We start from the raw sequence: 24,591 nt of genomic DNA, 5'->3' as shown, positions 1-24,591 counted from the left end.
TTTACAGGTAGCCAATATGGTCAAGAATCGTAAGTTAGCCAAGGCCATTAGCGAGGTTTCCTGGTCGATGTTTCGCTCCATGCTAGAGTACAAAGCGAAGTGGTATGGCCGCATCGTAGTGGCTGTAGGCTCAACATTCGCATCTTCGCAATTATGCTCCTGCTGTAGCTACAAGCACAAAGATGTAAAAGATTTGAAGTTGCGTGAATGGGACTGCCCGGAATGTGGAGCGCATCACGACCGAGACTTTAACGCAAGCCTGAATATTCTTGCCGAAGGCAAAAGACTTCTTGCTGTGTAAACCTTACACGAACTGTCGGAACGACAGGGTTAGCTTGGTGAACTTCTCTTCGTTAGAAGGGACTACCCAAGAATCTCGTGACTTTAGTCATGAGAGGTTCAAAAAAACGTTTCTGCCAAAAACAGACCTTGTCGATGCTTACTGCCGGCGCGAGCGGTTCTCCGGCTGATTGTCCGGACCGCGTCGAAGATTCGGCCGACTGTATGCGGATCGCCGCCTCTTGGCGGCTATTTTTACTCGGGAGCAGGGACGCAGAAAAGCTTCCCGCACACCACTGGATCGTGGGGCGGGAAGCCGCTCATGCACCTATTATTTTGGACACATTGCTAAGCCTGGGCCTTCGTGTATCTGATCTTCGGGACCGGCCGGCGATCATCAGGCACAGGGATGCGGACGATCCCGCGCTCAAGCCTCGCTGCTCATCACACCGCTGCGAATCGAACCGGCAGCGCCTGTATTCGCATAGTTCGTATAAGCTTTATACCACTGCGGCATCATGTTGTCGGGAATGAGGATGTGCCGGAGCACGCCGAAGCCGTATACGCTGCGCCACAGCCGCTCGGTACGCTGCACCCGCCGCTTCATCAGCGGGTAGGCGGCCTCGATGCCACCACTATCCATCTGCGACGCGATCGTATAATCGAGCGCCATCAGCTCCGCCTTCAGCCGGATCTGGGCGAACGACCAGGAACGGTTCTCGTCAACCGACGCGTACCGCTCGATCGCCTCCAGCTCCCGCTGCCACCCCGCCGCCTTAGACTCTTCCAACATCTCCATCTCCAGCAGCACATCGACAAACCGGTTCAGCGTATCACCCCGGAGCCGGAACAGGAGACGACCGTAATATTCGGCGATATCCCGTACGCCGCCCGCCGGATTCCAGCCGAGCCGGCTCGCCGCGAAAGCGTTGAAGTGATCCCCGAACGATTCGTTGTAGCTCATAAAGCCGGTGCATTGCTGACGAGCAAACGACCCGAGCACCGAGCTGATCCGCCGGGAAGCGCTGTGAACGCCCGTTTTCGTATACACGTCTCTCCGGTCATGCGAGAAGCCGATATGCAGGAAGCAGCCGAGCCGCATGTCTCCGATCCGCTCGCGCACGTCAGGCAGCTCGAACACGCCATAGGTGGCGCTGAACTGGTAGACGCCGAACCAGTCTTTGGCCGGGCCGGCGATAAATTGCTGAAGCTGCAGCAGCTCCTCGTCCGACGTCCACCAGCCGCATATATCGGCCTTCAGCTCCGGATAGAAGGCGCTTACCGTCCCGTACACATCCCGGACAAGCTCCAGAAACACCGGATAATACGGCTGACAGGACGGACAGGCGCAGCCGCCGTCGTCATAAGGGACGCAGACGATCTTCTCGATGCGAATCCCGCTCTCCTTCAGATCGTCGAACAGCTGGCGATGGTTGTTCAGGATAACTTCCCGCGCCGCCGGATTGGACGGGCACAGCACCTGGCCTTGAACGCGCAGCTTGTGATCGCGCACCCCGACCCAGTCCGGACGCATCTGGTCCACGTAGCCTACGTTCGGCGTAATGACCAGGATGTTATCCAGCCCAAGCCGCTGGCTCATACGCAGCCACTCTTTTTTCCTCCGCCACAAAAACATCGAGCTGCTGTGGTACACATGAGAATGATACGGGTCCGGCATATCGTTCGGATCGAACCAATCGCCGTAGCCGCTCGCCCCGGCCAGCGCCAGATCTTCCAAATAACGCTGCATCTCCCCGCTCCAGCACACCTCAAACGAATTGCCGAAATGGCCGGGCATATAATGAATCCGGTCCGTCAGCTCAGGTGCAATCTCCCACCTGCCGGGAGCCAGCTCCACCTTGATCGCCGCTCCGCCCGCCGTCGGGTCCGCCTCCGCGCCGAGCGCTCCTGCACGGTCCGCCGCAGCAAGCAGCCGGTTCAGCAGCTCGCCCAGTCCCGCCACATAGTCTCTGGTCCGGGCCGCACCGATGAAAACGTCCCGATTCTCCGTTATTTCCAGCACGAATCCGTCGGTACGGACCGAATCGAAGGTGATCCGCAACCTGTCGGGAGCGCCGCCGCCGGTTATTTCCGCGATCCGTTCCGCCGCAATTCGCGCCGCTTCCTCCGCCTCTGCAAGAAGACAACGGCATTCCAGTTCCAAAAGTCGCATTCGCGCCACCCCATCTGCCCTTCACGGGCTACCATCTTTAGTGCATCGCCCATCCGCCGTCGACATTCACGGTCTGGCCTGTCATAAAGTCGCTCTCGGCCGAAGCCAGAAACAAAAACGCGCCGACCATATCAAGCGGCAGTTGCCGCCGGGGAATCGCCTGCTCTTCCTCCAAATAAACCCGCGTCCGCTCCTGCTCGGCGGGATCGGGCATATCGAGCAGCTCCTGCTCGGTCATCACCGCGCCCGGGGAAATCGCATTAACCGTGATGCCGTGCTTGCCGACTTCCCGGCTAAGCGCCCGGGTGAAGCCGACGACGCCGCCTTTGGAGGCGACATAATGCACGAATCCTTTGTTCCCCCTCAGAAACGTTACCGACGACACGTTAATGATTTTCCCGTACCCGCGCTCGCGCATAGAAGGAAATACGGCCTTGCTCGTCAGAAAACACGATTTCAGGTTGACCGCCTGTACGCGGTCCCATTCGTCTCCTGTAATCTCGTACCATTCCTTACGCGGATAAATCCCTGCGTTATTAACCAGGATATCGACACCGCCCCAAGAGCGGTTCACCGTATCGATCATCGCCGCCACGTCCGCTTCGCTGCTGACGTCCCCGTAGAGCGCCATCGCCTGCCCGCCGCGGGATTCGATCTCGGCGACGAGTTCCCTCGCCTTCGTTTCCGTCCCGTAATAATTAACCGCGACCTTCGCTCCTTCGGCTGCAAAGGCCAGGCAGACCTCCCGGCCGATGCCGGTCGAGCCTCCGGTTACGAGCGCGGTTTTATTTTGCAGTCGCATCGGTACTCTCCCCTTCCCTGGCCGGCCATGCGAAATTTTCGTCGAACGGAACCATCGGCCTCGGGATGCGCTCGAACGCCAAACTTTTGATTTTGGCGGTGCTCGCTCCCGGCGTATCGAGAATATAGATACGGTCCGACAGCTTCTCGTATTCGGCCCGGAACTGGTTGGCCGACTTCACCAGCACGAGGTCGGCTTCAGCAGGCTCAAGTCCGGCGCTCCTGTACATCGCGGGGTCTCCGGTGAACGTTGCGTTTTCCATCAGCAACAGCGAGATTGTCCCGATCCGCACGACCGCGCAGCGTCCCATGTCGGCCTCCATCCGGTTCGCTGTGCCGCCGCCAAAGCGGAATTTCCCGGTCCCCACAGTAGCGACGACGGCTTCTATATCCAGAGGTTCGCCGACGGATCGGCTGACCGAATGGCCGAGGCGCAGCTTCACGGCGCTGCCTTCCCCGGCCAAGACTGCGGCTGCCGCCGAATCGGGGTCGAGCATCGAGAGCAGGCAATTCCAGCGGCGGTCCGCCCCGAGCTCGAGCAGCCGCCGCAGCACGAAGTTGCTGTCGCCCGGAGAGCCCGCGCCGGGGCTGTCCGCCGAGTCGGAGACGATGTACGGCAGGCTGCGGTCCGGGTCCGCTTCCAGTTTCCGTATAATGTCCGGCACCGAGTACAGGTCCACCTCGAACTCGCTGCGCTTGCTCCACATCAGCCCGGCCAGACGGTCCGCCTCCGCCTCCGTACGGTCCGGGTCATCGCCTTGAACGATTACCGAGCAGCCCATCTCCTCGATATCCAGCCAAGGCTGGACGAGAAACAGCGAGGTGAGCCGGGAAGGGTCCTCGCGCTCGCCCGCGCGGGCTTCCTCCCACAGTTCGTACATCGGCCCGCGGTACGTCTGATGGCTCTCAGCCGGCACGATCATCGGCACCTTCTTAAGCTTGAGATGCGGCTTCGTCTTACCGCGTATAATCCGGAACAGCTGCTTCGCGGCACGATAACCGGTCTCCTCGCAATCGACGTGAGGGAATGTCCGGTAGCCAACAATGCCGTCGACCAGCCGGACCATGCGGCCGGTGACGTTCGCATGCGAGTCGAGGGTGATGACGATCGGCACATCGGGCCCGGCCCAGCGGCGCAGCTCCTCGATGATTTCAACGTCCGCATCGTCGTGATCCTCGGCCGCCCATGCGCCGTGCAGCGCGAACAGGATGCCGTCGCAGGAAGGGAGGCGCGCCAGTTGGCCGGTCAATAGTTGTTTCAGCTCGTCCAGCGTCCGCCGCGGAACTCGTCCGGACGAGACCGCCTGTGCAAACATCGTCGGCAGCAGCGTAATTTTCCCTGCCCGCTCCCGTTCCTCCTCGGCAGCCGCCCGGATGAATCCGGTCAGCTCGTTTTCCGCGGTCTGCGGCTGGAGCAGCTGCTCGCCGAGTCGAAAGTAATACTTCCGGAAATCTTGCAAGGTGCTGCTCGCTTCGCTAAACGTATTGCTTTCCTGAAGCAGCCCGCCCACGACGATTCTCATATGCGACTCCCCTTTATTCGTGTATCGAAGCGCCCTCCAAAGCCGGCCTTGCCAGCCTCGTATATTGCCCGAGAGCTCCCTTGTGCCGGATAACCGGACGTTTCCACTGTGCTTTTCGTTTCTCCAGGACATCCCGGATTTCCTGCTGCCCGAGCATCTCACCGTTAATCCCGACGATGTCGAGCGTTCTTGCCGGAATGTCGATCCGCACAATATCGCCCGTCTCGATCAAGGCGATCGGCCCGCCGTCGGCCGCCTCCGGTCCCAAATAACCGACGCACGGTCCCCGTGTAGCGCCCGAGAACCGCCCGTCCGTCACTAGAGCCGTCGTTCTGGACAATACCAGATCGGAGGCGATCAGCTCGGACATGTAGAACATTTCCGGCATTCCCGTCGCACGCGGCCCTTGATAGCGGATCACGATAACGTCGCCCTGGCGGAATTCGCGGTTCAAATAAGCTTCGACCGCCGCCGGCTCACTGTCAAACACTTTGGCGGGGCCTTCATGCACCATCATTTCTTCCACGACGGCGGATTTTTTGATCGTCGCTCCGTTCGGCGCCAAGTTCCCTTTCAACAGCGCCAGCGAGCCTTCCGCCTTCAGCGGTTTCCCGATCGGGTAGATGACGTCCCGCTTGTTCAGCTTGTAATTGGCCAGAAACATCTCCGCATAATTCGGCATCTCGCTGCGTTCGAACAGCTCCAGATTGTCTCCGAGCGTCCGGCCCGTAACGGTCATGCAATCGAGATGAAGGTAAGACTTCAACTCCTTCACGACCATCGGCACGCCGCCCGCATACCAGAACAGCTCGGTCGGATACTTCCCGGCCGTCTTCGTATCGACAAGCACCGGGATCGTCCGGTGAATCGCGTCGAATGTCTCTGCATCCAGCTCGATGCCGATCTCCCGAGCTATGGCGATCAAGTGCATAACTGCGTTCAGCGAGCCGCCGATTGCGGAATGGATCATGATCGCATTCTCGAACGCTTGCTTCGTCAAAATATCCGACGGCCGGATTCCGGCTTTGTGAAGCTCCATCACTTGCTGGCCTGCGGCTCTCGCCATCCGCCGAATCTCGGCGTTCGTCGCCGGTATAAGCGCTGACCAGGGGAGCGCGAGGCCGAGCGCCTCCGCCATCACCTGCATCGTCGCAGCGGTCCCCATATACTGGCAGGCGCCGCACGTCGGGCAGCAGGCCCGTTGGAAGGCGAGAAACTGCTCCTTCGTCATCGTCTGCTCCTTGACCTGCACGCTCATATGCCACAATTCCTCGTTCGACTTCATGCAGGGCCCTGCTCCCATCGCCCCGCCCGGTACGTGAATGGCCGGAATGTCCAGACGCGCGATCGCCATCAGGTGGGCTGGAACCGCTTTATCCCCCGCCGAACTGAGCACCATCGCGTCGAAAGGCGTCGCCTTCACGTGAATTTCTACCATAGACGCTATGAAATCGCGCGAAGCGAGCGAATAGTGCATCCCTTCGTGCGCTTGTGCGATGCCGTCGCATATATCTGTCGTCGTATAGCGGGCAGGCTTGCCTCCCGCCTGCAACACACCTTTCTCCGATTCGGCTACCAGTTCATCGAGATGATACGAACTCGGATGACTCGAGCCGGCCGTGCTCTCCACCAGCACCTGCACCTTGTCCAGGTCTGCCACTGTCCAGTCCATCGACATGCGCAAAGCGTCTCCTTCGAAGCTCATGCTCCGCACTTTCTGACTGCGCAGCTCATTACCTGTATCACTCAATTTCGACTTCCCCTCTCTCCGCATGCTCCAATGCATAGCTGACATTACCAGTATTCGATATTATTGTACGATTGTCAACAATATTTTAAATGCATCATCATCATTCCTGAGTGTGGAAGACCGTGTCTCGGTTTCATTCCTACTAGTCCGTGCCGATGTCCGAATGTTTACAATCAAGCCGGATTCCCTTACTATGAATAAAGTGAACCATATATTGAAGGAAGTGCGAACCCGATGTCCGATTTCCGATTTGACGAGCAAAAAGCGACCTCCTTGCGTCACAAAATTACCGACGATATTCGCAAGGCGATCTTTCAAGGCAAATTAAAGTCCGGCGACCGTCTGCGCGAAGTGGAAATCTCGAAGCAGATGGGCGTCAGCAGAGGGCCGGTCCGCGAGGCGATCCGGATGCTGGAGCAGGAAGGACTGCTCGTCTCGCTTCCTTATAAAGAAACGACGGTGGCGGATATCAGCGGAGAAGAAGTGCGCGACGTGCTGAATCCGATCCGCCTGATCATCGAGACGTTCGCCATCCGCAAGGCGCTGCCGAATATCGGGGAACGCGAGCTCGAGAGGCTCGCCGGATTCGTGGCCGCCATGAAGGAAGGCGCCGCGCAGCGGGACTTGACCCGGATCGTGGACAACGATCTGATGTTTCACGAATACGTCATCAGCCTGGCCGATATGCCGGGACTGCTCGGCACGTGGACGTCGATCTACAACCGGATCCGGCTTCATTTCATGATCCAGGGCCGAGCCTATGACGATCTGAACAAGCTGTGGAAGGAACACGAGCTGCTGCTCAAGTCGATCCGCAAGGGCGATCCGGAGCAGATAGCCGAAGCTTGGGCCGACCATGTCGGAACGTACCGGTCCGAAGATGTCAACTAAACTAAACTAAACTAAACTGAATCGAAAGAGAAACCACATCACTTGGAGGAACCCGACATGAAATACGATTTCGACCGCCGCATCGACCGGAGAAACACACGCTCCTACAAATGGGATCAAAGCGAGAAGCTGTTCGGAGATAAAGACATTTTGCCGTTATGGGTAGCAGATACCGATTTTGCCAGCCCTCCGGCCGTACGCGAAGTGATCGAGAAACGGGCGGCGATCGGGATGTACGGTTATTCGATCCGCCATGACGGTTATTTGCAGGCGATCGTGGACTGGTACCGCCGCAATCACGGATGGGCTGTGGAGCCGGAGTGGATTATCGATTCGCCGGGCGTCGTCACCTCGCTGGCGCTGGCTGTCGAGCTGTTCAGCGAGCCGGGAGCCGCGGTTGTCATTCAGACGCCGGTTTACTATCCGTTCTACGACGTCATCCGCAACAACGGGCGTACCGTCGCCATGAATCCGCTGCTGCACCAGGGCGGCCGGTTCGAGATGGATTACGGCCAGCTCGAGAAGCTGTTCCAGGACGGAGCGAAGCTGATGCTGCTGTGCAGTCCGCACAATCCCGGCGGCCGCGTATGGAGCGAGGGCGAGCTGCGGAAGCTCGGCGAGCTGTGCCGGCAATACGGCGTTACGATCGTCTCCGACGAGATTCACGGCGATCTCGCGCTGCCGGGTTATACCCATCGCCCGCTCGCTTCGCTGTCGCCGGAGCTGGCGGAGATTACGATCTCCTGCCTGGCCGCCACCAAAACGTTTAATATGCCCGGCCTGCATACGTCGTTCATCGTTGTCTCCGATCCGGCCAAACGGCGCAAGCTGGATCAGCGGTTCAAGGCGCTCAGCCTGCATATGGCGCAGCATTTTGCCCAGGATGCGGTCGAAGCGGCATTTAATCACGGGGAAGACTGGCTGAAGCAGATGAAGGAGTATGTCGCCGGTAACGTCGAATTCGCGATCAGTTACTTGGCCGAGCATCTGCCGGAAGTGAAGCCGATGCGGCCGGAGGGCACCTACCTGCTGTGGGTCGACTGCCGGGCGCTGAAGCTCGATCCCGCCGGCTTGAAGGACTTGATGTTCCGCAAGGCGAAAGTTGCCTTCACCGAAGGTTCCGTATTCGGTACGGACGGCGAGGGCTGGCTGCGCATCAACCTCGGCTGCCCGCGCTCGATCGTCGAGGAAGCGCTGGAGGCGTTCTGCAAAGCGGCGAACGACCGGTAAGAAGGGGGATATCCCGATTGTTCGGTTCGCATGCGACGGGAACGTCCCCGTATCCAAACGAAAGGACCTCAAATCCACAGTAAAGTGGGATTGAGGTCCTTTTTCTGAAGGAACGTCGGATCGGCAGCTTGTTGGTGAGCGAAAGGGAGGGGCAGGGGCAGGAGCGCTGAACACGTATCTACTTGCGGGTTTGACAAAGAATAACAGCCTTTTGCACCCTCTATTTTCGGCATATCGGCAAGTCAGAGACGAATAAGGGCGGTTTGTGCCTCTTATTTCTGCCAGTTAGCCGGGCCTGCCCCCTTCTCGCGGATATTAGGAGCTGGAAACCGCTCTTATTTCCCCGCCCAAGCTGGTTTCACACCATATAGAGGGTACAAACCGCTCTTATCGGCTCCTCCATGCCATCGAGGAACGAACCGGCCGGACCCTCCGACTAGAACATCCTCAGCAGCCGTGCGGTTCCCCCTGCCAGCTCCACCACGAGCGAGCCGTCAAGATCTGCGCTCAGCTCCTCACCGGTAACAAGATCGGCCGCCGCTCCCGGCAGCGGAATAGGAAGCTTGCCGTCTTCTGTTCCGAAATTCGCCGCAAGTACGTAAAGATGACCGTCCGCTCCCCGGACGCTTACCGCCCGGATCACTCCGGCTTCATGCCGGATCACGGACAAGAGGCGGTCGTCCCCGGCATAGGCGGCAGTCTTCTGCCTAGGAAGGCCGGCTTGCAGAAGATACCCCGTATCAAGCAGCGGCTCGCCCGCCGGTACGGATATAGCTTCTGTCCGGCAAGGACCGCAGACGGTGTCGGCATACAACGTCTTCTCCAGCCCCGCCGTCCGTAGATTGGTCTTCAGCCCGACATTTCTTCGGCCCGGGCTGTGGATCGAGATCCCGTCCGTCCCGTAAGCCGCTACAACTCCCAGCTTGTCGTCGACATTAAGCCAGCGGGACCCGGTCGAGACGATCTCCTCCCCGTTAACAAGGCCGGTTACGGAACGCCCCCCGTGCTCATGGTAATAGTCGCGGCGTCCGCCGTTGAACAGATCGTTCGGAATAAGCAGGTTCAACCCTTTGACCGACCTTAGCATCGTCCGCTGCCCCGAGGCGGCGACATATTGCAGCACGAGCATATGCGTATCGTCGGGCAGCGCCGCGCATACGAGCCGGCTGCGGGCAAGCTCCTGATCCTGCTGTCCTTCCGCGAGGAGCCCCCGGGTGAATAGGGTCGTACTGCCTGACGTAACGAATCCGCCCGGAAACAGGTGCCCCGTATGCCCATCCAGCTTTTGCTCCGTAAACAGGCCGTACCCCTGCAGCTGTCCGGACAGGTTCTCGCGCCATTCGGCCATGTCGCTGGAGCCGGCAGGCACGATCAGCCCTTGCGGCTTCTCCGCCGATTCCCATACCCATGAAGCGATCCGCTGCTTGCCCCTCTGCAAATACGCGCCGTGGTAGGCGTCATGCCAGGAGTCCGGACTCGCGGACCCGGCCGTCCCCGCTGTTTCATCCGTTTCGCGGAGCGGCGTGTTGACGCCAGCTGGCACGTGTTGCACAGGTGGCACGGCTTCCGCAGCAGACGCGCCTTGCGTGACGCCGCGGTAAGCAAGCTCCCGCCAGGCAAGCCCCATCGACAACGCCGCCGCCCGGTCCGATTCGAGCCGGGTAAAGTAAAGCGGCGATTCGCGGAGCAGAGCGCCGCAGCGGAACGACAGGAACGTGCCGTCCCCCGAGGCGTCCATCTCCTTGACGATTTGGCGCAGCCAGCCGTCCTCCAGCTTCGCGCACTCCGCATCGCCGAACAAGTTCGCGATCATATGCCAGACCGGAATCACGTAGTCCTGGCAATACGTGTAGCGAATTCGCGTATCGCCGCCGATCCGCAGCAGCCGGCCGTCGGGGAACGTGCACGACTTTACCGCATCCCACAGCTCCCGGGCGTGCCGGTACAGCGACTCCGGCGCCCGTATCCCTTTGCCGAGGCAGTCGAAATGAAGCATCGCTATATTCGACAAGCAGATGACCATATAACCGACATTCAGATAGCCGTGATGATTCAGCGCCATCGAAGGGAAAAAATTCGCCCCAACATACCGCTCTGACACTTTCCGGCCGTCGACGATTTCTTCGCAGCTTTCATCTGCCGGAACGGATACGGAATTGATCAGGAAGTCGGTGCCCTTGTCGCGGTACTCCTCAGCTCTCGGGGCGTCCGGATAACGGATCGCCGTCCGGTGCAGAAACGCGCCGTTCCACAAATTGCTCTCCGGCTTGTTGCGTCCTTCCTTCGCCGTCAAGCCGGCGACGATCTCGCAATGATCGAGCAGCCAGTCGCACTCCGACAGCATGACCCGTCTCAGCAGCAGGCGCTCCTCGTCGGTCATATAACCCTCGACCGCTTCGACCCCATGCATCATCCGCTCCATCCCCAGAACGCTGATCCACGTATTACCCCATGCGGTTCCGTCCGTACAGGTGTGCGTTCCCACAAGATGCGTATGAAGGCTGTATCGCAGCAGACTCAGAGCGGTCTCTCTGACCTCAAGCCGGCTGATGCCGGCACGCCGCTCATCGAATTGCGGGGCTTCCGCCAACACGGCGAACGCGGCAAACGCTTTTTGATTCGTCTGGACGCCCCAGCCGTTCTCTCCCGTACCGTAACAGGCCAGGTCCGGGCGATCCGGGCAGACATACAGATAAGGCTTTGCCCCCCGAACCCATCTTTCCAGCAAAATCGTATAATCCTCGATACCGGCCATCCGCTCGGACTTTTTTGTTGCATCAGTCACGGTCACTCCCGCTCCTCCTTCCAGGTCGATCGTTTGTTATTTCAGACCGCATGTGCCATTTCTTTATTTTTTCTGGTCTGCGATCGATTTCGAAGCAGCTTCCTCGGCTTGGCGCAGCAGCGTATTCAGGTCCATTTCGCCCAGCGCGTAGCTGATAATGTTTTTGTTATAGGCAGATTCGACACCTGGATCGTAAATCGTCTTCGGCGCGATCGGAGCAAACTTCTCATAAAAAGCTACCTTCACGTTTTTGCTGCTGAAGTTCGTATCCTTGGCGAAAGCGTCCTTGATTTCCTTCGTGTTAACTACCGGCAGCGCTCCTGTCTTGGATACGCTTAATTGGAACTCGTCGGAGATCAAATATTTGATCACCTCCATCGACTGATCTTTGTTTTTGCTGATCGCGGATACGCCGAAGTAGGTCGGGTAGCCTTGCGGACCGGATTGCGGAGCTTCCTTGAACACCGGCATACTGACGACGTCCCAGTTCATCGAGGACATGTCCTGGGTCATATGGGTGTTGGCCAGCGCCGCCAGCATGGCGACGTCTTTATCCTTGACGAAGGAGATCACTTCCGGTATTTTCTTGCCGGCTCTGATTTTATCCTTGTAACCTTGCGGCTCCGCCAGCTTTCCGTACACTTCGTACAAGGACCTCCACTTCTCGCTTGAGATCGTCGGCTTCTCCGTCTTCAGATCGACATACCCGAGCGATAACGAATTGGTCGGGAAATAATGCTGCATCGCAAGCCCTACATACTGCACATTGCCGTCCGTCCGCGTCAGACGTTTATTCAGCTCGAACACTTCGTCCCAGGTCATGCCGTTTTTCGGATAAGAAACGCCGAATTTGTCGAAGATGTCTTTGTTGTAGTAAAGCACGGTCGTATTGTTCTGTACGGGCAACGCGTACATTTTGCCGCCGGACATTTCCCTCATCAAGTCCATCAGTGTAGGCTCGATTCGGCTCGTATCGACCTTATGCGTCTTCATCAGCTCCGTCATATCCATCTGCATATTAAACGCCAGAGGACCGCTTGCGAATTTGGCGATTGATTCCCAGACGATGTCGATTTCCTGCTTGGAGGCTATCAGATCAGGATAACGGGTCCCGTTTTTCCATTGGATATACTCGAACGTATGCTGCGGAAATTTCGCTTTGATAGCGTTACCAAACCGCTCGTTAAAAACTTCCTCCGTCCAGCCGCTCGTCGAATAAATGACCAGCTTAGCCGGCGGATAGCTGGTTTCCTTTACTTCCGCAGCCCCTTTGTCATTCACCGGTTGCTGATTCCCGGCTCCCTTATCCGCATTGCCGCCACAAGCGCTTACAAGAAGCGCCGTCAACAAACTTATCGCTACCGTTTTCCCAGTTCCCCGCTTCATCGCATTCTCTCCTTCGTTTCTCTGATCGTCGGGCCGCTTGCTAACATCGGCCGATCGCTTGATTTGATATTGTTAAAGCGACGACATTTGATTCCCCTTGATTCCAAATCACACTTAAAATAATAAATACCGGCTGCGCAACCTCCTCAACGTCAACTTTCATGATAGATGAATACTGTAATTCCCCTTGATGTACTTTTATCATAAAACCGAACCCGATATGCTGTCAATTCATTTTTTCTCGAAGGAATCATTCGGAATTTAATCCGCTTTAAAGCAGCCCCACTCCCTATACAACCGTTTTCTTTTTCGGTATGATACAAGTAAGAATAACCGCTGACGACATAGGGAAGCAACCGGCTGCAGCCGCGTGCGGTGTGCGGTATGCGGCCATGGCCGGCTGGCTTTAGCCGGATTACGTCAATCTTTTACGACATCAAGCGAAAGTTGGAATGGTGCATGAGTTCATCAGAGTCCGGCAGAAGAACGTTTCGTTCCCGGCTGAACGATATGGTCGATCAGCTGCGCGACGGTATTCATACCGGCATCTATAAGACGGGAACCTACCTGCCTCCCGAAAAAAATTTGGCCAAACAATTCGGGCTCAGCAACAAAACGGTGCGCAAAGGGCTGGAGGAGCTGGCGGAGGAGGGGCTGATCGAGAAAATTCCGCGAGTGGGCAGCATGGTTGTCACCTCCGGTCGGGAACCGTCCGGGAAGTCCGAGGTTACGCTCATGCTCGGCTGTTATCTGAAGGACGAGCTGGAGCTCGGATTATCCAGGCTTCTTGCCGATTTTGAACAGCTGCATCCGGAGATTCACGTCGAAGCTGTAGCCGTCAACTCGTATCCGACATTCGTCAAGACGATGCGTCCCATGATGGATAACGGCCTGGTCGACCTGATCACGATCAAGGACCGCCATTTTGAGGAAGTCACCGGCGAAGGCTACGAGGACATTTTGAAGCCGCAGCAGCCGAGCGGGGACGTTTATCCTTTTTTGAACAAAGTGTTTACCGAACGCTCCGTGCTGTATGCGCAGCCGATCCAGTTTTCTCCCCTCGTTCTCGCCTATAACTTGCGGCATTTTCGCGATGCTGGCGTACAGGAGCCGGATTCGGGGTGGACCTGGGAGCACGCCATCGTTGAGGCCGGACGTCTGTCCATACCGGGTCAGCGTTACGGTTTTCATTTTCAGCCGCTTCATCACGAACGCTGGCCGCTATTTTTGCTGCAGGGGACCGGCTCTTCGGCCGCGGGTACCCGCTCCGGGGCTTGGCTCGACGGGATTCGGCTCAGTAAAGAAATGATGGGGAACCACACCTATTTCCCGAACCTTCTGTTCAGCTCGGAGAACGATGTAGGCACTTTGTTTTTGCAAGGCAAAACGTCTATGATTATTACCGGCTACGAGGCATTGAACCGTTTCTCCTCCTCGTCGCTCGAATACGATATTTCTTCCCTGCCGTATATGCACGACCCCCGGACGCTGCTGTCAAGCACGGGGATTGCGGTTAATACGCTTACCAAGCATCCGGAGGAAGCCCAGCTTCTCGCCGATTATTTATCATCGCCCCGTGTGCAGCGGCTTATCCGGGAACATACGCTCAGCATCCCTGCCTTGAAGGCGGCCGCCGAAGCTCCGGACGAAGGAGAGCGAACGCTCAACCGGCCGTCCCGGTTTCACCTGTTTCGGGACATTATCCCCGCTTTTCGGACGTACCGGGATTTGGAGCTGTCGGCTCCAGCGTTCCGCGAGCTGCACGAGACGCTGAAAAACTACTGGACCGGGCTGATCGGCGAGGACACGCTGCGCGCTGAAATCGATGCGATCACATCCCGTTATCCGGCGCGCCGGGAACCGCAACAAGCCGCTATCCCCAAGTAGGGACGCGGCTTGATTCTTTATAGATTGGCTATGTTAAATTCTAATGTTGATAATAAACCATAAGAAAATCGCCTCGCTGGAATGAGTAGTTCCATAATTTTGCATGGAAATTCACGAAGCCTCAATGGGGAAGGAGTAGAAGTATCCAAATTTTATGAATGGGTTCATTTCCACTGGTAAATCTTCATCTTTTTACTGTCCGAATCCAGCTTGTTTCATGTAGTTCGGACTTGTTGGTTCCCCAAATTCCGCTTCAAGTTGCTTGCGGCAGTTATCGTATCGGATGGACAGATACCGTAAGAAGATTGGCAGGAGAACGATATGCTAATAGTCAGCCGGAGCAACGGTCGCCCGCATCCGGGTAGCGGCCTCAATAAGATCCTTCACGAAATTATCGTAAGTCCTTATAAACTCTTAAACTATTTCTACGAAAAACCACAACCCCCATGCCGTTATAAACGGACGGCCGGAGGTTGTGGTTTCGTTTTGCGGCTTTATTTACGCACCGCCCACGTTTCTTCTATTTTTTGTTCGTCGCCTCCCTCGGCGACGCGCGACGGGCTAAAATCCGCTGGCCAGCAGCGCGTCAAACCGGACCCAAATGTTCTGCGAATCCGGATTTTTCTCCCCTGTCGCCCGTATTTCGATCGTATGCGCACCAAGCGGCAAAACGCCCGTATCGAACACGACGTACTGGATTTGTGCAGTGCCTCGCCTCATAAAATCATACGTCGTCCGGTAAATGCCATCCACATAAATGTCGCCCAAGCCGCCGTTGGGCGCCAACGTTCCGAGCACCTTTGCCCGCGTCCCATAAAACGGCACCCGCGCGGTCGCGCCTTTCGTCGTGCCGATCCATTCGCTGCCGCCGTACAGGCTGGCACTAGTCGTCGTCGTTCCGGAGCCGGAATACATCACGAACGGACTCGTATTGTCGATCGCCGCCAAGTTGCGCGGGATGATTGCAATCCGCTCCGACGCCGCGGACACGTTGCCGGCGCCGTCGATCGCGTACACCACGTACAGGCCGGAGGCGAAATCGGTCGTGTCCAGCGCGGCCGCGACTCCCGCCGCAGCCGTCGCCCGAGCGCCGTACACCGCCCCGCCGACCGTGACGACGGACGCCGCTTCAATCGTCGTCTGCGTCGCCGCTGTACCGGCCGGGACAAGATGCAGCACCCCGCTGCGCGACATCGTCGCCGACACCGGGTCGCCGATCGCCGCCGCCCCGTACGTCACGCCGGACAAAACCGGAACCGGCGACCGTTGCAGCGTCACGGCGACGGACGTTGTTTGTCCGTTCTCCACGGCGAATACGTCAGACAAACCGTCTACGTAATCCAGCTTCATCGCGGCAAGCTGCCAGCTTCCGCCCGGCGCGTTCGCGATCGTGTAGCGGCCGTCTCCATCCGTCGTCGCCGCCGCGACTTCCGCTTGCCCGACAAGCCGCACGACCGCTCCGGTCAATGGAGCGCCCTCCTCACCGTACACAGTCCCCGTTACGGTGCCGATCGACTCGTATCCGTTGACCAGAAGCGCGTCGAACCGAATCCAGTTGTTCAGCGAGTTTGCCCCGATTTCTCCCTTGGACACGATATCCACCGTATGTGCGCCAAGCGGCAAAAGCCCCGTGTCGAATACAACCGCCTGGTATTGCGCAGTGCCGCGCTTGACGAAGTCGTAAGTTGTCCGGTAAACGCCGTCCACATAGAGGTCCGCCAAGCCGCCGTTCGAAGCCCTCGTGGCGAGCACTTGCCCCCGTGTCCCGTAAAACGGCGCCCGCACGGTCGCGCCTTTCGCCGTGCCGATCCATTCGCTGCCGCCGTACAGGAGGCTGGCGCTCGTCGTCGTCGTCCCAGAGCCGGAAAACATCACGAACGGACTCGTATTGTCGATCGCCGCCAGGCTGCGCGGGATGATTGCAATTCGCTCCGACGCCGCAGACACGTTGCCGGCGCCGTCGATCGCGTATGCCACGTACAGGCCGGAGGCAAAATCGGTCGTGTCCAGTGCGGCCGCGACTCCCGCCGCAGCCGTCGCCCGCGTGCCGTACACCGCTCCGCCGACCGTGACGACCGACGCCGCTTCAATCGCCGCCTGCGTCGCCGCCGTACCGGCCGGAACGAGATGCAGCACCCCGTCGCGCGACATCGTCGCCGACACCGGGTCACCGATCGCCGCCGCCCCGTATGTCACGCCGGACAAAACCGGCACCGACGACCGTTGCAGCGTCACGTCGACGGACGTTGTCTGCCTTGTCGTCACTTCGAATACGTTAGACAGACCATCCAGATAATCCAGCTTCGTCACCGCAAGCTGCCAGCTCCCGTTCGGCACTTCTGCAATCGCGAAGCGGCCGTCTTCGTCCGTCGTCGCAGCCACTTCCGCTTGCCCGACGAACCGCAAGACCGCTCCGGCCAAAGGAGCGCCGCCCGCACCGTACACGGCCCCCGCTACAGTGCCGATCGGCTCGAATTCGCGGACATCCCGGTAAGCCGTCACCGTATAGATGGCGGAACTGCCGTCCGAAGCAGCAACGGCGAGCGACAGCGGGTTGGCGCCGGGCTGGAGGGCGAGCGGGATCGTCGACCCGCTGCCGTACGTCTGCCCGCCAACCGTGATGACGGCGTCGGGCCGGTACGTCTGTGCCGTGACCGTTAGCGCGGACACGGCTTCGTCGACCAGCACGGCATAGTCGAGCGTCTCCGGCGCAAACGGCGGGCTCAGCCTGCCCGGGCCGACCGCAAGCCCGCTCAGCGCGGCGGCGGATGCGATCCGCTGCTCCGCGGCCGCGTGCCGGTATCCCGTCGCCTGCACGACGATCCAGGCCGCGCCTTCTCCGGCCGGCAGCGCATCCGCAGCGAAGGCGATGCTGCCCGGCGAGACGGTATATTGGCCGCTCGCCAGCGGGACGCCGTCAACCGTCACGCCGGATATCTCGCTCCGCCATGCGGTGGAATCGGCAAACGTCATGGCGAACGCCTGCCCGGGATAGATCGGCCCGGCCGCCGCCTGTAAGGCCGGAGCGTCGGGCAACGACTCCTTGATTTCCAACTGGATCAGCCCGAATTTGTAGTTGCTGGAGCTTGCGTTTTTCCCTTCACCCACCAGCGCGATCCGGTTCGTGCCCGCCGTTAACGGCATCGTCCCGATCGTCTCGAACGCGGTGCTCGCTCCGCCGATGCTGCTATAGAAGTCGTAGGTCATGAGCTGCGTGCCGTCGACGCTGATCTTGTACTTCCCGTAGCTGCCCGCCTTGAACGGCTTGATCCCGATGGCATACGCGGCGTCCTCCGCAACCTCGAAGTCGAACGCAATGCTCTGTCCGCCCGCATTCGCCTCAAGCTGCACCGTATTCGTTTCAGCCACGTACAGCGTCGGCACCGTCTGCTCGGCGATGTCCAGATCGACGATATTGTACGTTTGCAGCGACCGGGATTGCGACGACATGACGACGCTTGCCGCCTTCGTCACTCCGTTCAACGTCACCTCGACGCTCACCGTGGCGGTCCCGTCACCGACCGCCGTGACGTTGCCGCTTGCGTCGACCGCCAGGACGGCGGGATCGCTGCTCGTAAAAACCGTTTCTCCCGCGGACAACACCGCGGGACTGCCGTCCCGGTTCACCCCGTACACGGCCAGCGGAACCTTCTCGCCTTTCGGCAAATCCCGCTGCGGCGCTTCCACCGTGACGGCTTGCAGCGGATTGCGGTCCAGCGCTTCCACGTTGGCGATTTTGAACGTATGCGTGCCGGTCCAGCTTTTCGCCGGATAAAACATCATCTGCGACGTCCCGTCCGCTTTCAGCTCGAATCCGGGATCGTATTCGGCCAGGACGATCGCCGTTTGTCCCGCCTCGCTGCGGATGTCCCCGACTTTGTATCCGTTCGTCGATCCGTCCGGATGCGTTACGATGACGTAATTCCCTTTCAGGAGGGCGGCAATCGCCGGATCGATAGGCGTGCTCGTCACGATCGCGTCGTACGGATCGCCGTTCGCCTTGCGTTTCGTGCCGGTAATCGTCCCGGTGACGGAGCCTTGCGCGCTGATCTCCTTGCTTCCCTTCTTCAGTTCGGTTCCGCCGACAAGGTACATGTTCTGTACGACGCCGTCCTCCACCCGGATAAAGCCCATCTCTCCGCGCATCGTGATGTCTCCGACGACGAGCGGCTGGTCCGGATGCTCCGGCGAGCTGAGCAAATAGTCCGTGACATCGCCGTACGTCACCTTCACTGCTACTGCGCCTTCCGGCGACTGGCTTGGCTCCAGCCGTTTGATCGAATCGATCTTCGCCCCGGCAGCGCCCGTATACGGCTCCAACGCCGTCACGAACGTGCTGTTCAAGTTGGCTGCTTCCCGTCTCAACACCAGCTTCGGCATGTCGTATTGGACCGCTTCGTCGTTCGTGTCCTTGCTTTTCCCGAACAACCGTGTGGAGCGAATGGAAGGAGAACGGCCCAAATACAGCTCGTTGTTCCCTTCCTCCAGCAAACCGGTAATTTTCAGCTTCGCTTTGTCCGCCCCGTTGTCGGACGTCTCCAGCGTCACTTCGTACTTGTCGCCCGACAGTTCGGCCTTCTGCACATCGTTCACATAAATGTAGGCGGGATAATTCCCTGCCGCCGTGCCGCTCTCGTTGAAGGATTCCGCTTCGTGCACTTCCGTTCCCGGCGGCAGCAGGTACGGGCCGTACGATTCAAGCGGCAGGTCCGTCTCGAATTCGGCGTCATGGTTCGCGTCGCCCTGCAACGTATATTCATGGCGGCTGCCGCCCTTTACGCGGAACAGATCGAGCACGTAGCCTTCACCGCCATTCCCGCCGGCGAACGGAACGAACCACGGCTCCCGGCTGTACGTTTCCGTCTCCGCGTAAGCGTTTTCTTCGCTTGCCCGCATTGCCTGGAACGCGCCGACGGAGGCGAAGGCCTCAATCGCCCCGCCGTCTTTGCCCGCGCCGGCCGTGGTCATGTTTTTGCCGTTGACGACGACGGTGTTATGGCCGAGCGTGGACAGGGTGAAATAGCGGTATTTCGTATACGTGTACCCGAGATCGGGCAGCAATTCCTGGCCCTGCGCGTACAAATTCAAGTTCAACGGATCGTAGTGCGTATGCCCGGTCTTCGGCGTAAACTCCAGGTAAAGCTGTGTCCGGTCCGCGCCCGTTCCGCCGGACAGTCGGCCGATGCCGGCATCGGGCAGCAGCATAGAGCCAACGTCCGACCGCGGCGCCTTCGCTTTATCCGACGCCCACGAATCCTGGACGGGCAGCAGTTGGCCGTTCGGAAAGGAAAGCAGGTTCGGGATTTCCTTCGCCTTGCCGATGATCGGAAAATCGTTATACATATCCAAATTGTCGAAATGCAGTCCCGAACGCGGTGAAACGTACCCGGTCGGGTCGCTGTACCCCTGCAGTTGCCCGATCGCCAAATTCAGACCGTCGGTCGACTGCACGTGGTAGGAGGGCGCCACTTCGTACCAGAAGCCGTCGGACCTATACCGCCTGTCGACGTATTCCCTCATCCATTCCACCACGTTATGAATGTAGTCAGGCTGCCCAATCGCCTTGCCGGCGTCAATCAGGCCGAGCCATTGGGTATAGTCCATATTGCCGAGCGTCGTCGGATAGCTGAGCGCATAATCGACGGACGGCATCACTACTTGCTCGACCAGCTTCTTCTCGACGTCTTCCCCGACTTCCTGGCTCAGCACTTGCAGGGCGTCCGACTTCTTCACTTCCATGTAAGCTTGCAGGAGCGGGCGAAGACTGTTCAGGTCGGATACCGACCAGCGGTTCCACATGCCGCCCCAATAGTTGAACGGCGGGCCGGAGGTGATGTTGATCGGATAGTTATACCAGTTATAATCGGTCGTCGGCACGTAGCCTTCGTACACTTGCGCAAACCGGTACAGCAGGCGTGCCGCACCGAGCGGGTCGGTCTTGGCGATCGCATTCGTCTGATTGAGCGTATACGCTTTTTGCAAATACCACAAATGCGCGGATAAAAAGTATCGCTTGCCTTCGGCGTCTTCGTAATACGGATACTCCAGCGTTTCCCCTTTTCGGTTGACGGCGGTCACCGTGCCGTTTTCCGGATACTGCGTGTTCGGATACGCCGTGCCGGTTTTGGGCGCAACCATGCTTTTGCCGTCGGCGGACAGCGTGTATAACCCGTCCGGATTCAGCTCCGGCATTTCCGGCAAGCCGGCGAAGCGGAAGCCGACCCGGTCCGGGATCAATTCGAGTATGTTCTCGACGGCCGCCGAGGCGGGGGCCGGCGTCACCGGAACGACATCGCCGGCGGGAGACGCCTGCTCCGCATCTTCGATGCCCGCGTCGATCAGGCTGTCCCTGTCGAAGGTCAGTACGGCGAACCGACAATCGGCCGGATCGTCTTCGCACGCCAGTATTTGCAGCTGGTACATGCCGTCGCGAAGCGGCCCGGGATGCGAGAACGTCAGCACGCCGAGGCTTCCTTCCCAAGCGGCCTGCACGTCGTCAAGCGTCGTCACGTTGCCGAGCGGATCTATCCATTTCAGCTCAAAGACAGTATCATCCGGTTCCAGACTGGTCCCGTCAAAGGACAGCCGCTTCGTCGCAAAACCGGTATAGTCGAGCACCGGTTCGAGTAGCGTCCAAGCAACGCCCTGCGTCGTTCGTTCGAAAAAGACGGAGCCGAGCCGCCCTTCGTCCACGACATTGGCCGGCACCTTTACAGCCCCCGACGTATCCCAGAAGCTCGACGTGCGGATCGGTACCCAGGAGGAGAGCGGCTTCGTATTCAGATGATGCAAGTGGATGATATTCATCCGCCATTCTGCGCCCGGCGAGACGACGGCGGACCCGAAGGCGGATAACGGAATGGCCGCTTCGACCGTAAAGACACCGCCCGCCAACGACGTTTCTTGGGAGAAGGCGCTGATTTTCACCCTTTGCGGGTCTACACCGTCGAGCGTCTGGTTCCAGACCGTCGTGAACGTCCTTCCCGAAGGAGTGACCGGGAGGGACGCCACATAATGCAGCCCGCCTGCCGTCTGCGGACTGATCACGATTTCGATCCGTTCCAGTACGCCCCTTTCTTCCTCGTCAAACGTTCCTCCGATGTACAAATTCGTCTCGTCGTAAGCCACTTTATAGGCGATGCCGCCGGTCGCCGGCTCGTTGTAATAGGCCGTGCGGAAATCGTCTAGCGGCGCGGCGCCGCTCCATGCCGCCTCATCCAATTTCCCGTCGATGACGGGAGCGGCGGTCCATGCAGAAATTACGTTCCACTTGTTCGTATACGCCTCGATCGGAGCTTCACCTTCCTCAACAATCGTTTGCCCGGCGGCCGATGTCCGATTTCCCGGGCCCAGCAAACCGTACGGCACGATCATCATCAACACCACGGTCCAGACCATCCATCTGCGCAATTGCCATTCCTCCTCGAAAACGTTTATCTTCGAGCGTCTGCGGCTAGCCAACATCAGATGACGGCAACTTCCTCCGCTCTGCCGGTTTCGTGGGAGCGATATGCGGCATCGACGACGGCGGAGACGGTTTGGGCATACGTTCCCGTTATCGACAGCTCCGAGCCTTGCCCGATGGCGTTCAGCAAATCGTCCCACTGCGGGGCGAACGGTTCGCCCTTTGCGCCTGTGTCGACAAGCTCGTAGCCGTTTGCACCGCTGATCCAAAGCCCTTTTCTCGCCACGATTTTCAGCGCTCCGTCCGTAAACAACAGCTCCGTCTCATTGGCCGGCGGCACGCCGCGATAGCCGAAGAGCGAGACGGAAGCTGTCGCCCCATGCGAAGTGCGCATAAGCAAGCTGGCGCTTCCTTCGACATCGCCCCGTTCGCCGTAAAACGTCAGTTCCGCTTTAACGCTCGTTATTTGACAATCCGTCAACCACTGGATTTTATCGATCGAATGACTGCCGATATTGATGACGATCCCTCCGCCGGAAGTTTCCTTATCCAGAAACCAGGCCGGACGCTTCTCGTCGAAATAATACCCGTAGCGCCGATCGATGATCGTCACGAGCCTCCCCAGCTTGCCGGACTGAATCAGTTGCTTCGCTTTCACATTTTCCGCAAAATAATGCTGCATATGTCCCACGGCCAGCACAATGCCGCAGCGGGCAGCCGCGGCGTTGATATCCGCGCATTCGCGCGCATTCATCGCCATCGGCTTCTCCAGCAGCACGTGGCACCCTTGCTCCGCGCACCAAATTGCCGCTTCTTTGTGCAAAACATGCGGCAGCGTAATAACGACAATGTCGGGTTTCTCCGCCCGCACCATCGCCCTGTAGTCCGTGTAAGGCTTGATCGAGTAAGCTTCGGCCGCCAAGCGGGCCCGCTCCCCGGAAATATCCGCGACGCCGACAAGCTCGGTTCGTTCGCTTGCCGCAAGCGTCCGCAAATGAAGGCCCGCGATCGCCCCCGCTCCGACGACAACTGCACGTAAAATATGCATCTCTCCATCTCCTCTATATGTCGGGGAACAAGTTTCGACGTGTTCCCCGGACTTCTGTATGTGCTACTTCTGCAAAATAAAACGTCCTCTTTATTTTCTCGCGTTTTCCTCGATGATTTTGGTCGCTTCCTCTTCAATCGTGCGGAACGCGGTGTTCATGTCCGTCTGGCCCTTGACGATGACTTCGATCTGCTTGGAATACAGGGCTGCAATGGCCGCATCGCTGACCGTCATTTCCGGGAAAGCCGCAAATTTATTATAATTGACCGCATTCCAGTTTTTCCCTGCCGGTTTCGCTTCGGTTGCGAATACGCGCTTGATCGCATCCGTCTGCTTCGGCACGAGATAACCAAGCTTGGCGAGGTCGCCGAGAACTTCATCCGAGACCATATACTTGATCACATCTATCGCCGCTTCCCGATTCCGGGTCTGGTTCGTCAATCCCCAAAGCGTCGAGTTCATCGGACTGCCGGTTTTCGGCACTTCCTTAAAGCTCGGCAACGCTACCATATCCCAATTGATTTTTTCCTCCTGCAGCGCCTTGTCGATAATGCCGATATTGGCATTGAACAAAAGCATCGCCGTGTCGCCTTCGGTCAGATTTTTCGCCCCGCCGCTGAACGCCTTGTTGTTCGACTTGAGTGCATCATTCAGAACAGAGTTGCCGTAAATAATCTGGAAGTACGAGCGCCAGCGCTCATCGGTATTGATCGTCGGCTTTTGCGTCTTCGTGTTCACTAACGGGATCGATAACTGATTCGTTGCCGTCATTATGCCGGTATTTCCGGCGAATCCGTAGTATTGTTTCCCGCCCTCGTTGCGGGTCATTTTGGCCGCGAGCTGCATCGTCTCCTCCCAGCTCATCCCGTCCTTCGGATAGGCTACGCCGAATTGGTCGAACAACGTTTTGTTGTAAAAGAGCACATGGTTGATAGCGCTCCCGCCCGGGATGCCATACATGCCGCCGTCGGAAATGCTGCGGACGTAGTTAACCAATTGCGGTTCGAAATCCGTCGTCTGAACGCCGGCCTGCTTGAGCAGCGGCTCCATATTGTACTGCAGCTTGTGAACGACTACATCGTTCTCGAAGACGGTCGCGGCGCGGCCGACAATATCGATCGGCGTCCCGTTGGTTAGCAGATCGGGAATCGTCGATCCTTTCGTAGCCTGGTTATAGCGGTTAATCTTGTAGTCCGGAAACTTTTTGGCCAGCCGTTCGAGAAATTCCGGCGTAATCGTCGCATCGGGTGTCACGAGATTGATCTCGACCGGACCGCTCGGCTTCGCCGGCGCAACCGGCTCCGTTCCTCCGGCCGTCGCTTCTCCCGCTTCCGATTTACTTCCGGACCCTCCACCGCAAGCGCTCAGCATGGCCGCCGTTCCCATACCGATAATACCCAGCTTCAACCATCTATTGATGTTTTTCATGGGTC

Annotated in this window: 13 protein-coding genes; 4 read left to right on the top strand and 9 right to left on the bottom strand. The window is 58.5% G+C overall.

What is annotated here, in order from left to right; all coding sequences use genetic code 11:
- On the top strand, nucleotides 1–301 hold a 301-nt coding region (locus IDH45_RS32455; RefSeq protein WP_190932307.1), incomplete at its 5' end, for an RNA-guided endonuclease TnpB family protein.
- A 405-nt stretch (nucleotides 302–706) separates the two neighbouring features.
- Here the strand turns inward: IDH45_RS32455 and IDH45_RS32450 are convergent.
- From IDH45_RS32450 to ilvD, 4 genes are read right to left on the bottom strand one after another with little or no spacing between them, the layout of a single operon-like run.
- The gene (locus tag IDH45_RS32450) at nucleotides 707–2,452 is read right to left on the bottom strand and encodes a hypothetical protein (RefSeq protein WP_190932306.1); all 1,746 of its coding nucleotides are present in this window, start codon (nucleotides 2,450–2,452) and stop codon (nucleotides 707–709) included.
- Nucleotides 2,453–2,489: 37 nt separating this feature from the next.
- Nucleotides 2,490–3,254, bottom strand: coding sequence for an SDR family NAD(P)-dependent oxidoreductase (locus tag IDH45_RS32445; protein WP_190932305.1), 765 nt, complete (start codon nucleotides 3,252–3,254; stop codon nucleotides 2,490–2,492).
- The gene (locus IDH45_RS32440; RefSeq protein WP_190932304.1) at nucleotides 3,238–4,776 is read right to left on the bottom strand and encodes a M81 family metallopeptidase; all 1,539 of its coding nucleotides are present in this window, start codon (nucleotides 4,774–4,776) and stop codon (nucleotides 3,238–3,240) included. The genes IDH45_RS32445 and IDH45_RS32440 overlap by 17 nt, the downstream gene beginning before the upstream one ends.
- A gap of 13 nt (nucleotides 4,777–4,789) precedes the next feature.
- Nucleotides 4,790–6,526 carry a dihydroxy-acid dehydratase gene (gene ilvD / locus IDH45_RS32435; RefSeq protein WP_223837221.1) on the bottom strand — a complete coding sequence of 579 codons (1,737 nt, stop codon included), beginning with the start codon at nucleotides 6,524–6,526 and terminating at the stop codon, nucleotides 4,790–4,792.
- Nucleotides 6,527–6,760: 234 nt separating this feature from the next.
- On the opposite strand from ilvD, the gene IDH45_RS32430 reads away from it, so the two are divergent.
- Both IDH45_RS32430 and IDH45_RS32425 read left to right on the top strand, forming a co-directional pair.
- Nucleotides 6,761–7,417, top strand: coding sequence for a GntR family transcriptional regulator (locus IDH45_RS32430; RefSeq protein ID WP_190932303.1), 657 nt, complete (start codon nucleotides 6,761–6,763; stop codon nucleotides 7,415–7,417).
- 57 nt (nucleotides 7,418–7,474) lie between these two features.
- On the top strand, nucleotides 7,475–8,647 hold the full coding sequence (locus tag IDH45_RS32425; RefSeq protein ID WP_190932302.1) for a MalY/PatB family protein: 1,173 nt from the start codon (nucleotides 7,475–7,477) through the stop codon (nucleotides 8,645–8,647).
- Nucleotides 8,648–9,083: 436 nt separating this feature from the next.
- On the opposite strand, the gene IDH45_RS32420 is transcribed toward IDH45_RS32425, so the two are convergent.
- On the bottom strand, nucleotides 9,084–11,432 hold the full coding sequence (locus tag IDH45_RS32420; RefSeq protein WP_190932301.1) for a hypothetical protein: 2,349 nt from the start codon (nucleotides 11,430–11,432) through the stop codon (nucleotides 9,084–9,086).
- Nucleotides 11,433–11,495: 63 nt separating this feature from the next.
- Nucleotides 11,496–12,818 (bottom strand): ABC transporter substrate-binding protein, encoded by a 1,323-nt coding sequence (locus IDH45_RS32415; RefSeq protein WP_190932300.1) that lies wholly within the window; start codon nucleotides 12,816–12,818, stop codon nucleotides 11,496–11,498.
- A 459-nt stretch (nucleotides 12,819–13,277) separates the two neighbouring features.
- Between IDH45_RS32415 and IDH45_RS32410 the strand changes: the two genes are divergently transcribed.
- Nucleotides 13,278–14,705, top strand: coding sequence for an extracellular solute-binding protein (locus IDH45_RS32410; protein ID WP_190932299.1), 1,428 nt, complete (start codon nucleotides 13,278–13,280; stop codon nucleotides 14,703–14,705).
- A 561-nt stretch (nucleotides 14,706–15,266) separates the two neighbouring features.
- On the opposite strand, the gene IDH45_RS32405 is transcribed toward IDH45_RS32410, so the two are convergent.
- The 3 genes from IDH45_RS32405 to IDH45_RS32395 form a co-directional block, all read right to left on the bottom strand.
- The gene (locus IDH45_RS32405; protein WP_190932298.1) at nucleotides 15,267–22,115 is read right to left on the bottom strand and encodes a carboxypeptidase regulatory-like domain-containing protein; all 6,849 of its coding nucleotides are present in this window, start codon (nucleotides 22,113–22,115) and stop codon (nucleotides 15,267–15,269) included.
- A 53-nt stretch (nucleotides 22,116–22,168) separates the two neighbouring features.
- Nucleotides 22,169–23,158: a Gfo/Idh/MocA family protein gene (locus IDH45_RS32400; RefSeq protein WP_190932297.1), complete on the bottom strand. Its 990-nt coding sequence runs from the start codon at nucleotides 23,156–23,158 to the stop codon at nucleotides 22,169–22,171.
- Between the two features lie 90 nt (nucleotides 23,159–23,248).
- The gene (locus IDH45_RS32395; protein WP_190932296.1) at nucleotides 23,249–24,586 is read right to left on the bottom strand and encodes an ABC transporter substrate-binding protein; all 1,338 of its coding nucleotides are present in this window, start codon (nucleotides 24,584–24,586) and stop codon (nucleotides 23,249–23,251) included.
- Between the last annotated feature and the right edge of the window lie 5 nt (nucleotides 24,587–24,591).

Source organism: Paenibacillus oceani (assembly GCF_014705615.1).
Lineage (GTDB): Bacteria > Bacillota > Bacilli > Paenibacillales > NBRC-103111 > Paenibacillus_AB > Paenibacillus_AB oceani.
Note: the sequence above shows the minus strand (reverse complement) of the source record. Positions and strands in the feature narration are given on the sequence as shown.